The organism is Bacillus sp. M6-12 (genome assembly GCF_002860285.1).
Classification (GTDB): domain Bacteria; phylum Bacillota; class Bacilli; order Bacillales; family DSM-1321; genus Peribacillus.
In genome coordinates this window covers 1-12,386 of record NZ_PGVF01000031.1, presented here as the reverse complement: position 1 = coordinate 12,386, position 12,386 = coordinate 1, and the positions used below count along the sequence as shown (strand labels likewise).

The window sequence follows — 12,386 nt, the reverse complement described above, 5'->3', positions numbered from 1 at the left end:
CGTTTCCACCTCTGCCTATATAGCGGAGGCTGCCGGTTAGTTTTCTATTAGTTTACAGTAATTAATTCGCAAGTCATATATTTTTTCAACTTTTCTACCAGAATATGCAACTATAATTTTATGTAAAATTTAAGGAAAACTATTGCAAACTATAATCAAAACTGGTAAGGTTTATACAGATAAATTGAATAAAAATAATATATAGTGAATTTTTATTCATAACAGGAGGATAAAAAGATATGGCAAATCCTAAAATAGTTTTAGCATATTCCGGAGGTTTGGATACTTCCGTTGCAATTAAATGGCTGCAAGAACAAAATTATGATGTGGTAGCATGCTGCCTGGATGTCGGTGAAGGAAAAGATTTAGATTTTATTAAGAACAAGGCGCTGACTGTTGGCGCTGTTAAATCATATGTAATTGATGCAAAGGAAGAGTATGCCAATGAGTATGCGTTAGCAGCTCTTCAGGCCCATACTTTGTATGAAGGCAAATATCCGCTGGTATCAGCTCTTTCCCGCCCGTTGATTGCCAAGAAACTTGTCGAAGTTGCGGAGCTTGAAAACGCGGTAGCTGTAGCGCATGGCTGCACAGGCAAAGGGAATGACCAGGTGCGTTTTGAGGTTTCGATTCAGGCATTGAACCCGGAATTAAAGGTAATCGCCCCCGTTCGTGAATGGAAATGGTCACGTGAAGAGGAAATCAAGTATGCCCAGGACAACAACATTCCAATTCCGATCAACTTAGACAGCCCTTTTTCCATCGACCAAAACCTCTGGGGACGCAGCAACGAGTGCGGGATTCTTGAAGATCCGTGGGCAGCTCCGCCAGAAGAAGCATATGAGCTGACTGCAAGTCTTGAAAAAACGCCTGATACACCGGACATCATTGAAATTGGTTTTGAACAGGGTGTTCCTGTATCGCTTAATGGCACAGCTTATACACTGGCAAATTTGATTCTTGAACTAAACCAGATTGCCGGCAAGCATGGTGTTGGACGTATCGACCATGTTGAAAATCGCCTGGTAGGTATTAAGTCCCGTGAAGTTTACGAATGCCCGGGAGCAATCACGCTAATTAAAGCTCATAAAGAGCTTGAGGATATTACGCTTGTAAAAGAAGTTGCACACTTCAAGCCGGTTATTGAAAAGAAGCTGACTGAGCTGATTTATGAAGGTTTATGGTTCTCTCCGCTTAAGGATGCTTTGCTGGCGTTTTTAAAAGAAACACAGACTACCGTTACCGGTACGGTACGCGTTAAGCTGTTCAAAGGACACGCAATTATTGAAGGAAGAAAATCTGATTACTCGCTTTACGATGAAAAGCTGGCAACTTATACGTCAGACGATGAATTTGACCATACGGCTGCAGTTGGTTTCATCAATCTTTGGGGACTTCCGACAAAGGTTAACAGTATCGTAAAAAATAAGAAGGTGACAGTGTGAGCAAGCTGTGGGGCGGAAGATTTACCAAATCCGCTGAAGAATGGGTAGATGAATTTGGGGCGTCTATCTCTTTTGACAAAGAGCTTGTTCTCGAAGATATTGAAGGCAGTCTTGCTCATGTTGCCATGCTTGGCGAAACGGGCATACTTCCGGAATCCGATGTACATCAGATCCGGGATGGACTGAAGATATTAGAGGCAAAAGCTAAAGCGGGCGAGTTATCCTTTTCCGTTAAAGCGGAAGATATTCATTTAAATTTAGAAAGCATGCTGATTGAAGAAATTGGACCTGTCGGGGGGAAGCTGCATACAGGCAGAAGCCGTAATGACCAGGTTGCGACAGATATGCATTTATATTTAAGAAGGCAGACAGAAGACGTCCTGCAGCTGATAAACGGGCTGCAGGAAGCAGTCTTAGCCAAAGCTGAGCAGCATGTAGAAACGCTGATCCCTGGATACACCCATCTTCAGCGTGCACAACCGGTTTCCTTCGCCCATCACCTGATGGCGTATTTCTGGATGCTGGAACGGGATAAACAGCGTTTTTCCGAAAGCCTCAATAGAATAAATGTATCACCGCTTGGAGCGGGTGCGCTGGCTGGAACTACTTTCCCAATCGACAGGGCTTACAGCGCGGAACAGCTCGGATTTGCTTCCATCTATGAAAACAGCATGGATGCAGTGAGCGACAGAGATTTTATTTTGGAATTTTTAAGCAATAGTTCGACCTTAATGATGCATCTTTCCCGCTTCAGTGAAGAAATCATCCTGTGGTCAAGCCAGGAATTCCAATTCATTGAACTAGACGATGCATTTGCGACAGGAAGCAGTATTATGCCTCAGAAGAAAAATCCGGATATGGCAGAGCTAATCCGCGGAAAAACAGGCAGGGTGTATGGCAACCTTATGGGTCTGCTTACCGTGTTAAAAGGACTGCCGCTCGCCTACAATAAAGACATGCAGGAGGATAAAGAGGGAATGTTCGATACGGTTAAAACCGTGATTGGATCTCTTAAGATATTCGAAGGCATGATTTCTACCATGAATGTCCGCACCGAAAAAATGGAGCAGGCTACCAAATCAGATTTCTCAAATGCTACTGAGCTTGCTGACTATCTTGCTTCAAAAGGAATGCCATTTAGGGAAGCGCATGAAGTAGTAGGGAAGCTTGTTCTGGACTGCATCAGTAAAGGCTGCTACTTAGCTGATCTGGAAATTTCAGATTTCAAAGCAGCATCCGATTTATTTCAAGAAGATATCTATACTGCGCTGAATCCGTATGAAGCTGTTAAGCGAAGAAACAGTGCGGGCGGAACAGGCTTTAAACAGGTTTCCCTGGCGATTGAAAAAGGGAAGAGCCTGCTAACTGAATTCCAAAATCAAAATTAAGGCTTCATAAAGAAACCCTTGCCGGCGGCAAGGGTTTCTTTATAGGGTAAGAGAGTATAATTTTTCTAATCTGTACAGATGTCTAGCTCCAGCGCCCAGCAACTTTTTTCTGCAGGAAAATAAAGTAAAGCCCTGACGCATAGGAAAAGGAATGCTTCGGCAGCGATAAATCGCACTTAATCAAAGCGGCAGCTTTGTGAGGACGTGTTAGTGCCGAAGTAGCTGCAGGACGAAGGCTGTAACATGGTTTTAGTTACAGCACTTGCGATATTAAGCCGATCTACCTCTGGTACAGGCCGTTTTCACTATTCTTATGCATCCTTTTGTGTTCGAACAACAAGCACATCACATGGTGCTGAACGTGTTATATGCTCGGAAACGCTGCCTATTAACAGCCTTTCTACGGTGTTTAATCCAGTGGCACCGCAAATGATCAAATCTGCATCGTACTTTATCGCAAGATCTTTTGGTATTTTTACTTTCGGAGATCCGTAGTCTACGGCTATTTCTATGTCTGTAATTCCAGAAGCAGTAGCCTCTTGCCTGTATCTATCCGTTAATTCAGAAGCAAAAGCTTCTGCACGGTCACTTATTGTCATATTGTATGCTTCCATTGCGGCAAAACTTCTTGTATCGATTACATGTGCAAGTATAATCTTCGCGTTATTGCGCTTTGTAATTTCAATGGCTTTTTTAAATGCCCATTCAGCTTCCTTTGAACCATCTACTGCCACAAGTATTTTTTTATACGTTAGCCCCATGTAAATCCTCTCCTTTGTCTTTATTATAGCATTACTGATGTAAAGCTTTTTAAGAGAGATGTAACAAAATGGCGAACTTCTCCTGATAGACTTAGGATAAAAAAAGCGGCTGAAAGAAACAATCTGTTTCTCCAGCCGTATTGATTTTCCATTAGCATTCCATGAATAATGTTTTATCCAGTTTTATGTTATTCAGTTTAACAGCATCTGGAGATTTTTCCGCCCTTGGCATTAAAACGGGCTTCTTGTGCCTCACAGAAAAATTCCTTTCTCGATTTCATTTGCTGCTGCGGATGGTGAGTTTGCATATGCTCCACGTATTTTTCATAGCTGGGAACGCCAACAAGCAAGCTAATGAATTGTTTTCTGTACTTTAAAATTGTCTGAATCTTGCTAAGCATAGTTTTTCATGTCTCCTTCTTCGCGCGGTACATACGGTTCTTCATGCAGCTGTAGCTTCTTATTGTTCAACACCTGATACCAGATCCGCAATGCCGAAATAAATACAGTAATAACGACTATCATGAAGAAGGCACAAAGGGCTGCATCCACATAGTCATTGACGAGAACCTGTTTCATCTGGGCGGCGTTTGCGGCTGGTGCTAAAACTTTTCCTTCATCAAGCGCCTCTTTAAATACTTTGGCATGTGACAAAAAGCCGATTCTTGGATTTTCGTGGAACAGCTTTTGCCAACCAGCTGACATGGTCACGATTAAAATCCAGGTCGTTGGGATAAGAGTGACCCACACATATGCCTTTTTGCCCATTTTAAGTAAAACAGTCGTCCCAAACAGCAAGGCGATTCCCGCCAGCATTTGGTTGGCGATGCCAAACAGCGGCCATAATGTATTAATTCCGCCAAGTGGATCAATTACCCCTTGGTATAAAAAGTAACCCCAAAAAAGAACACATAGTGCAGTGGCGATGATATTTGGGATAATCGCCTCTGTTCTGGCAAAAGGTTTGTAAGCGGTTCCAATTATATCCTGGATCATAAAGCGTCCAACGCGTGTTCCGGCGTCAATCGTTGTTAAAATGAATAAAGCTTCAAATAGTATTGCGAAATGGTACCAGAATGCCATCAAAGCTTTACCGCCAATTACTTTTGAAAAAATTACGGCCATTCCAATCGCAAGTGTCGGTGCTCCTCCTGTACGGGATAAGACTGTTTCTTCACCCACATCATCTGCAAGCTTTGTTATGTCTTCAGGTGTGATGGTAAAACCCCAGCTGGACACAGTTTGGGCAGCCTGGATGGCATCCGTCCCAATGACGGCTGGCGGGCTATTGATTGCAAAATAAATTCCCGGAGTGAGCACGCAGGCAGCAATCATGGCCATTACAGCAACAAATGACTCGGTAAGCATCGCTCCATAGCCAATTGGACGTGCATGGGACTCCCGCTCAATCATTTTAGGAGTAGTTCCGGAAGAAATCAGGGAATGGAAACCTGATACTGCACCACAAGCTATTGTGATGAATAAGAAAGGAAACATGCTTCCAGAAAATACAGGTCCGGTTCCATCTACGAACTTAGTTACACCAGGCATTTCAAGATTAGGTGCGACAATAAGTATTCCCAATGCAAGGCCGACAATCGTTCCAACTTTCAAAAAGGTACTTAAGTAATCACGCGGAGCCAGGAGCATCCATACCGGCAAAACGGAAGCCACAAATCCGTAAATAATCATCATAATTGCAATTGCTTCTCCGCTGAAGGTAAACATGCTGGCCAATGTTGGATTTTCAGCAACATATTGTCCGCCTGTAATAGAAAGCAGCAATAGAATAACTCCAATTGCCGAGGCTTCTCCAACACGCCCAGGACGGATATAACGCATATAAACTCCCATAAAAATAGCAATCGGAATCGTGCATGCAATTGTAAACATTCCCCAAGGACTTCCTACAAGCGCTTTCACAACTACTAATGCCAAAACGGCTAATAAAATAATCATAATACCTAATATGCCTATCATTGCAATGAGGCCAGTTACCTTGCCCATCTCATCCTTAATCATTTCGCCAAGTGACTTTCCATTGCGGCGCATCGAACCAAATAAGATAATAAAATCCTGAACAGCACCGGCTAATACGACACCAACAACAATCCAGAGAGTACCTGGCAAATATCCCATTTGGGCTGCAAGGATTGGGCCAACCAGCGGACCTGCACCTGCAATTGCTGCAAAATGATGTCCGAACAGCACCCATTTGTTTGTCGGAACATAGTCTTTTCCATCGTTATGAATCTCGGCTGGTGTCTTACGTGTATCATCCAGATCAAACACTTTTCTTGCCATGAAACGGCTGTAGAACCTGTAGGCAATGGCATAGACACAGACAGCTGCCGTAACCAGCCAGATTGCATTCACGCTTTCTCCGCTGTTTAACGCCATAACTGCAAAACCTGTTGCTCCCAATGCCGAAACCAGGCCCCAGATAATAATGGATTTTAAGGCCTTCAAAAAAATCTCCCCTTTCTAATGAGTTACAATCATTATATTTCACTATTCTGAATTTTAGCAAAGTTTTAAGGTGAATGTTACAAATTTTTGTCATAGCATAGATGGACCCTAGATACAGAAACTAAAAGGAAGCGAAGGGAGGAATTTTGACATGAAGGATGAAACTCAGCCAAGGAAACTAATCTACGACGAAAACGGCCTGCATGAAACAACGAGGCAAATTTCGGAATCGTATATAAGCGGCTGCATGACAGGTGAGGACTGTGACATGGTTGATACATCACCATCGAATGACACGTATTCAGGCTAGGTGCAAAAAAAGCTTCACAACCTCCTTGGGAAAACCTAGAGCCCATTGTATGAAAAAGAAAATGCAAAATCTTTGGGGACCCTATTACTTTATAGGGTCTTTTTTGGATGTCCGAATCAGGGAAATGCCGAGAGCGAGAATTCCCTCTTTTGTAAACTGTTCAACTTTATCCTAAATACACTAATCCCCATTCCCTTCCATAAGATATCAGGATATATCTGCAGGGGAGACAGCAATTATGAAAAATTTAACAGGCAGGGCTCATTTATTTCCGGCTTCGGTTAAAACGGCAGCTGGGACTAAGTGGGGCTTTATAAATGATAGGGGGCAGTTTGTTCTCCCGCCTCAATATGAAAATGCCGGTGAATTTCAGAAAAATGGATTGGCGATTGTCCAAAGTGCCGGCCGCTCAGGTTTAATTGATCAAACAGGCCACTTTGTCGTTAAGCCACAATATAGTTCAATTTCTCCTTTTTCCGAAGAGCGTGCAGTTGTGCTGGAGAATGGGCAGGGATTCAAGGTGATTGATGAGACTGGAAACGTTTTAACAGATAAAGCGTATAGTTTTATCAGCTCATACAAAGAACAGCGCGCAGTTTTTCAAGAAAGTATAGAAGATAAAATTCTATATGGATATTTGGACTTGAGCGGCAAGGTTGCGATTCCGGCACAATATCAAAGTGCCAATGATTTCACAGGGGGGAAAGCTCTCGTAAAGTTTAAGGATCCCCTGTATGCACTAATCAGCTTGATTGGAGAACAGCAGCAAACCTTTCCTTATGAACAAATGGGCGGGTTAAGTGAAGGGTTAATTTCTTTTAAGAAAACCTATCAGGATAAAGCTGGCTATGTGAACGAATCAGGAGAAATAGTAATTCCTCCCCAATTTACATTTGCACTGCCTTTTCAGGATGGAAGAGCAGTGGTCAATATTTCCGAAGATTACAGCAATCAATACGGTTTAATCGATAAAACGGGCTCCTTTGTGATTCAGCCAAAATACAATGATATCAATCTATTGGGTGGAAACCGGATTGCTGCAGGAATTGCCATAGTTCAGGATAAACCGTATTTAGGTTCTGTATTTGCAATTTCAGATACAGTAACAGGCCAGTTTCTGACCGATTTTGTTTACGACAGTGTAAATGATTTTCAAGGTGATTACAGTTCAGTCACGAAAGGTTTAAAAACTTTTTTTATTAACAAAAGCGGAAAGCCTGCCACCGGATTTCCGATTCTCAGCGGCATAGGAATGCTTAGTCTGGAAGGAAATTTGATCAAAGCATTTGTGGATCAAAGGTTAAGTTACTATGATAGGTACGGCCGTATCGTATGGAAACAAAATACGATTATTCCTTTGTCTCAGAAATTTCAGATTCGGGAGGAGAAATACAGGCCAAACAAAGATTATTTGGTTTACTACCCGCAAATCGAGGGGATGAAGGACCTCAGCGCCCAGGAAAAGGTAAATCAGGTCTTGAAAAACGAGTCCCAAGTGAAACCCATACCTGAGAACGTTCAGCTGGATTATAGCTATACAGGAGACTTTTCCGTAACACTTTTTCAAAAGAGTTTACTTGTATTGGAGTTGAATGGTTATCATTATCCTTTTGGCGCAGCACATGGGATGCCTAGCAAAATAAATATTTCTATTGATTTGAATACCGGAAAAATTTATCAATTGAAAGATTTGTTTAAATCTGGAACCGATTATGTGAAGGTTTTAAGTGAGATCATTGAAAAGAAAATTCAAGAACAGCCCGACTTCTATTTTTTCCCTGATGCGTATAAAGGGATACAACCGTACCAGCCTTTTTATGTAACAAAAGATGCCTTGGCAATTTACTTTCTGCCATACGAAATTGCTGCCTTTGCAGCTGGATTCCCAACCTTTGAAATTCCTTTTGGGGAGATCATGAAGATTGTTGATACAGCAGGAGATTTTTGGCGTTCGTTTCATTAAGGCCTGAATAGAAACTTGTAAACAAAGGCGCAATAAAAACCGAGAAGTGTAATATTAATAAATAGGGGTAATGAAAATTCAAAGGGAAAAAGGTGGATTCCGCCTGCATATCTTGCGAGATAGCCGGCTGGAGACATGCGTAAAACGGGTTTGGCTAGGAAAACACGGATTTTGGCAGTAAATCCTTGAATTTGGCGAGCATTCCAGTTTCCGCGAGTAAATGGAGTAAGCTCTAGTTGATGCCTCCTTTATCTTTTCAGGTGTTGGAGGCTCGAAGGTAAAGGAGGCATTTTATGAGAATCGGCGTGCCAAAGGAAATAAAAAATAACGAAAATCGAGTCGCTATGACGCCGGCTGGAGTGGTTAACCTGGTCAGCTCAGGGCACGAGGTATTCATTGAAGCTGGAGCAGGTCAAGGTTCAGGCTTTCAGGATAAAGATTATATGGCTGCCGGGGCATCAATCGTCCCTGGCGCGAGAGAAGTATGGGCCATGGAAATGGTAATGAAGGTGAAGGAGCCCCTTCCAGAAGAATACGAATATTTTTATGAAGGCTTAATCTTGTTCACTTACCTTCATCTGGCGGCAGAACCGGGGCTGACAAAGGCACTCCTTGAAAAAAAGGTAACAGCGATCGCTTACGAAACAGTCCAGCTTCCCAATCGTTCTCTTCCCTTGCTGACACCAATGAGTGAGGTGGCGGGAAGAATGGCTCCGCAAATTGGAGCCCAGTTCCTGGAAAAGGTATATGGAGGAAAAGGAATTCTGCTCTCAGGTGTTCCAGGGGTTCGAAGAGGAAAGGTTACCATAATTGGAGGCGGAATCTCGGGTACCAATGCCGCAAAAATCGCGATTGGATTGGGAGCAGAAGTTACTATTTTAGATGTGAATCCGGACAGGCTGCGACAGCTCGATGATATTTTTGGCAAAGATATTTCAGCCCTTATGTCAAATCCGTATAATATAGCTGAATCTGTCAAAGGTTCAGACCTTGTCATCGGCGCTGTCCTCATTCCTGGAGCAAAAGCACCCAAGCTGGTGACGGACCGGATGGTAAGTGAAATGCAGCCAGGTTCTGTTATTGTTGATATTGCCATCGATCAGGGAGGAATTTTTGAAACAACTGACCGGATTACCACTCATGATAATCCAACCTATGTGAAGCATGGTGTAATCCATTATGCGGTTGCCAATATGCCGGGAGCTGTTGCACGAACCTCGACAATTGCCCTCACTAATGTGACCGTGCCGTATGCGCTGCAAATTGCCAGTAAAGGCTTAAGAGCGGCATGCTTGGCAAATGATGCACTGTTAAAAGGATGCAGCACTCTGAATGGACATGTCACATATGAGGCAGTTGCCCAGGCGCACGGGGTAGCGTTTGAGAATCCTTTGAAAATGCTGGATGCGTTTTAGGTTTAGGGTGTGATATTTAAAGCGGCAATGTCCGGTGATTTACGAAATTTACGATCATCAGCGAAATGCACCGCTTTAACCGACAAACTAATCATTAAGCGAAAATCGAGATAATAAGCGATACTTAATTTAACCGGAAATAGCATAAAACGAGGAACCTGGCACTGCTTCCGGTTCCTCATTTGTCTATGGGGCTATCCTTTTTACTCAATAATTTGCAATGTTTTTGGATACTTAGTTAAAACCTCAAACCCATTCGAGGTTACCAGAATATCATCTTCAATTCTTACTCCTGCAAGGTCAGGCACGTATATGCCCGGTTCAATTGTAAAAACCATTCCTTCCTGCAGATTTAAAGTATTCGTCTCTGTAAGGGATGGATATTCATGAACGCTGATTCCAAGTCCGTGCCCAAGCCGATGCGGGAAATATTCCCCATACCCTTGTTCAGTAATAATCCTTCGTGCAGTTAAATCAAGCTCGGAACAAGATACTCCAGGTTTAACGGCGGCCACTGCTGCTTCCTGGCCTTTTAAAACGGTTTGGTAAATTTCCGCCTGTTTATCGCTGACACCGCCAAAAGCCACTGTTCTTGTAATATCTGAGCAATATCCATTAAAAACAACACCAAGATCGAACAATACAAGATCGCCCTTTTTAATCTTTGTCATTCCTGGTGTTCCATGAGGAGAGGCTCCGTTTGCCCCGGCCAGTACCATCGTTGAAAAAGCCATTTCATTGATGCCCGTTTTTTTCAGTTCATACTCAATGGCAGCCAGTATCTCCATTTCCGTTTTGCCTTCGCTGATTTCAGCAACGCCGGCTTCGACAGCGAAATCAGCAATCCTGCATGCCTCTCGGATTAGATCAATTTCTTTCTCATTTTTCACCATCCGCAGCTGACGGATCTTTTCTTCAGCGGCGAAAAGCTGAGGGGACGCAAAGACTTCATTGACTTTTTCAAACCTTTCTACATTCAAATGCTCTTTTTCCACAGCCAGCTTTCGGATGGCAATGGAACGCTTATTTACTGAGCTATGTATGCTTTCCCATGGATTTTCAATATCTGTAAAGCCGATAACCTCAAAATTCCATCCTGCATTCTTTGCATCTTCCACTTCCATTTTAGGACAAACCAGAAGGGGTTCTGCTTCTTGAAACACCATTAATGCAAGCAAACGTTCATGCGGATTGGTGCGAAAGCCGGTCAAATAAAAAACCGTATCCGGTGAAGTGAGCATAGCTGCCTGAATATCCTGTTCTTTTAACCAGCTTTGGAGCTTGCTGATAGAATCGCTCATAAAGCATTACCTCCGTTTATTCTATAAAACGACCTTATCAATAAACTGTATTAATTGTAAACATTTATATTGTTTGAAAAAGGGTATAAGAAAAGTGTATATTTTTTTTAACTAATATTGCAAATTGTATTTGAAAGGGGAAGAATGCACTATGAAAGTTTCATTTCACGGTCATGCGGTGGTAAAGGTTGAAACAGGAGGCAAAACCATTCTAATCGATCCTTTTATTACAGGAAATGGGTTAACTGATTTAAAGGTGGAAGATGTTAAGGCTGATGTAATTATTCTGACCCACGGGCACAATGACCATGTTGGCGATACAGTTGAAATTGCCAAAAAGAACAACTCACTTGTTATTGCAACCGCTGAATTAGCTACATACTTAAGCTGGCAGGGTTTAAATACACATGGGATGCATATCGGGGGTTCCTTTGAGTTTGATTTCGGCAAAGTAAAATTGACCCCTGCCTTCCACGGGAGCGGTTTCACTACACAGGATAATGAAATTATCTATTGCGGCATGCCAGCAGGCCTACTTTTGATGGCAGAAGGAAAGACGATTTATCACGCTGGCGATACAGCTGTTTACTCTGATATGAAATTAATCGGCGAACGGAACTCAATCGATCTGGCATTTTTGCCGATTGGAGATAACTTTACGATGGGGCCGGAAGATGCGGCGTTAGCAGCAGAATTTCTCAGAGCGGCAAAAGTGGTGCCAATCCACTATAATACTTTCCCGCCAATTAAACAGGATCCAATTAAATTTATTGGGATGCTGAAAGAAGGTATTGGGCATGTGATGTCCCCGGGTGACGGGATGGAACTCTGAAAATATTTTAAAAAAATGCTAAAATGTGGCATAAACTAATTGGTTTTGATTCATCCTATCCATTGTATGAATGAAGATCAATGACAGGAGGAATTACAATGCCACAACGTATTCAGCAATCAGTTCAGATAGCTCAGCAAGCACTTCAGCAAATTCAGCAAATTGCCCAGCAGCTTCAAATGCAGGAGCAAAGGAATGCACAGCAGCTGCGCCAGCTCCAGGGCCAAGGCACTGGACAGTTTGGGCAGCAAATGATGGGCGCCAACAACATGCAAATGGGAATGGATGGCCAGCTTCAGCAACTGTCACAGGCAGAAGTAATGGCTGCCCAGCAGCTTCAGCAAATTCAGCAATTAGCACGCCAAATGGAACAGCAACAGCAATACGGCCAGGCTTACCAGCAGCAATATGGCCAAGCTTTTCAGCGGCAGTTTTAATATTCGCCAGAACATTACACGAAGCCGGGAACATAATGTTCCTGGTTTTTTGTTGTGCGCCCGGC

11 protein-coding genes are annotated in these 12,386 nt (G+C 42.8%); 7 read left to right on the top strand and 4 right to left on the bottom strand.

The genetic code is table 11. The features are described 5' to 3' along the window. The first annotated feature begins 239 nt into the window (after window positions 1–239). Together CVD28_RS25245 and argH are read left to right on the top strand one after the other, a co-directional pair. The gene (locus CVD28_RS25245; protein WP_101597435.1) at window positions 240–1,445 is read left to right on the top strand and encodes an argininosuccinate synthase; all 1,206 of its coding nucleotides are present in this window, start codon (window positions 240–242) and stop codon (window positions 1,443–1,445) included. Continuing rightward, window positions 1,442–2,833, top strand: coding sequence for an argininosuccinate lyase (argH, locus tag CVD28_RS25240; RefSeq protein ID WP_101597434.1), 1,392 nt, complete (start codon window positions 1,442–1,444; stop codon window positions 2,831–2,833). The genes CVD28_RS25245 and argH overlap by 4 nt, the downstream gene beginning before the upstream one ends. Window positions 2,834–3,144: 311 nt before the next feature. On the opposite strand, the gene CVD28_RS25235 is transcribed toward argH, so the two are convergent. The 3 genes from CVD28_RS25235 to CVD28_RS25225 form a co-directional block, all read right to left on the bottom strand. Then, window positions 3,145–3,594, bottom strand: a complete 450-nt coding sequence (locus CVD28_RS25235) for a universal stress protein (protein ID WP_101597433.1) — start codon at window positions 3,592–3,594, stop codon at window positions 3,145–3,147. 197 nt (window positions 3,595–3,791) lie between these two features. Further along, window positions 3,792–3,995 (bottom strand): YbdD/YjiX family protein, encoded by a 204-nt coding sequence (locus CVD28_RS25230; RefSeq protein WP_101597432.1) that lies wholly within the window; start codon window positions 3,993–3,995, stop codon window positions 3,792–3,794. Further along, window positions 3,988–6,063: a carbon starvation CstA family protein gene (locus CVD28_RS25225; RefSeq protein WP_101597431.1), complete on the bottom strand. Its 2,076-nt coding sequence runs from the start codon at window positions 6,061–6,063 to the stop codon at window positions 3,988–3,990. Before CVD28_RS25225 ends, CVD28_RS25230 begins: the two co-directional genes overlap by 8 nt. A 151-nt stretch (window positions 6,064–6,214) precedes the next feature. Here CVD28_RS25225 and CVD28_RS28370 point away from each other — a divergent pair, with 151 nt between their 5' ends. The 3 genes from CVD28_RS28370 to ald all read left to right on the top strand — a co-directional run bounded on the left by CVD28_RS28370 (window position 6,215) and on the right by ald (window position 9,751). Continuing rightward, on the top strand, window positions 6,215–6,373 hold the full coding sequence (locus tag CVD28_RS28370; RefSeq protein WP_180954311.1) for a hypothetical protein: 159 nt from the start codon (window positions 6,215–6,217) through the stop codon (window positions 6,371–6,373). Window positions 6,374–6,611: 238 nt separating this feature from the next. Further along, window positions 6,612–8,336: a WG repeat-containing protein gene (locus CVD28_RS25220; protein ID WP_101597430.1), complete on the top strand. Its 1,725-nt coding sequence runs from the start codon at window positions 6,612–6,614 to the stop codon at window positions 8,334–8,336. A 293-nt stretch (window positions 8,337–8,629) separates the two neighbouring features. Continuing rightward, window positions 8,630–9,751: an alanine dehydrogenase gene (gene ald / locus CVD28_RS25215; RefSeq protein ID WP_101597429.1), complete on the top strand. Its 1,122-nt coding sequence runs from the start codon at window positions 8,630–8,632 to the stop codon at window positions 9,749–9,751. A 203-nt stretch (window positions 9,752–9,954) separates the two neighbouring features. On the opposite strand, the gene CVD28_RS25210 is transcribed toward ald, so the two are convergent. After that, window positions 9,955–11,052: a M24 family metallopeptidase gene (locus CVD28_RS25210; RefSeq protein WP_101597428.1), complete on the bottom strand. Its 1,098-nt coding sequence runs from the start codon at window positions 11,050–11,052 to the stop codon at window positions 9,955–9,957. 151 nt (window positions 11,053–11,203) lie between these two features. Between CVD28_RS25210 and CVD28_RS25205 the strand changes: the two genes are divergently transcribed. Both CVD28_RS25205 and CVD28_RS25200 read left to right on the top strand, forming a co-directional pair. Beyond that, window positions 11,204–11,884, top strand: a complete 681-nt coding sequence (locus tag CVD28_RS25205) for a metal-dependent hydrolase (protein WP_101597427.1) — start codon at window positions 11,204–11,206, stop codon at window positions 11,882–11,884. Window positions 11,885–11,982: 98 nt separating this feature from the next. Further along, window positions 11,983–12,321 (top strand): hypothetical protein, encoded by a 339-nt coding sequence (locus CVD28_RS25200; protein ID WP_101597426.1) that lies wholly within the window; start codon window positions 11,983–11,985, stop codon window positions 12,319–12,321. The last annotated feature ends 65 nt before the right edge of the window (window positions 12,322–12,386 follow it).

Bases quoted from the DNA above. Each gene is read 5' to 3' on its own strand.
- CVD28_RS25245 (WP_101597435.1), top strand. From the start codon at position 240: ATGGCAAATCCTAAAATAGTTTTAGCATATTCCGGAGGTTTGGATACT.
- CVD28_RS25235 (WP_101597433.1), bottom strand. From the start codon at position 3,594: ATGGGGCTAACGTATAAAAAAATACTTGTGGCAGTAGATGGTTCAAAG.
- CVD28_RS25230 (WP_101597432.1), bottom strand. From the start codon at position 3,995: ATGCTTAGCAAGATTCAGACAATTTTAAAGTACAGAAAACAATTCATT.
- CVD28_RS28370 (WP_180954311.1), top strand. From the start codon at position 6,215: ATGAAGGATGAAACTCAGCCAAGGAAACTAATCTACGACGAAAACGGC.
- CVD28_RS25220 (WP_101597430.1), top strand. From the start codon at position 6,612: ATGAAAAATTTAACAGGCAGGGCTCATTTATTTCCGGCTTCGGTTAAA.
- ald (WP_101597429.1), top strand. From the start codon at position 8,630: ATGAGAATCGGCGTGCCAAAGGAAATAAAAAATAACGAAAATCGAGTC.
- CVD28_RS25210 (WP_101597428.1), bottom strand. From the start codon at position 11,052: ATGAGCGATTCTATCAGCAAGCTCCAAAGCTGGTTAAAAGAACAGGAT.
- CVD28_RS25205 (WP_101597427.1), top strand. From the start codon at position 11,204: ATGAAAGTTTCATTTCACGGTCATGCGGTGGTAAAGGTTGAAACAGGA.
- CVD28_RS25200 (WP_101597426.1), top strand. From the start codon at position 11,983: ATGCCACAACGTATTCAGCAATCAGTTCAGATAGCTCAGCAAGCACTT.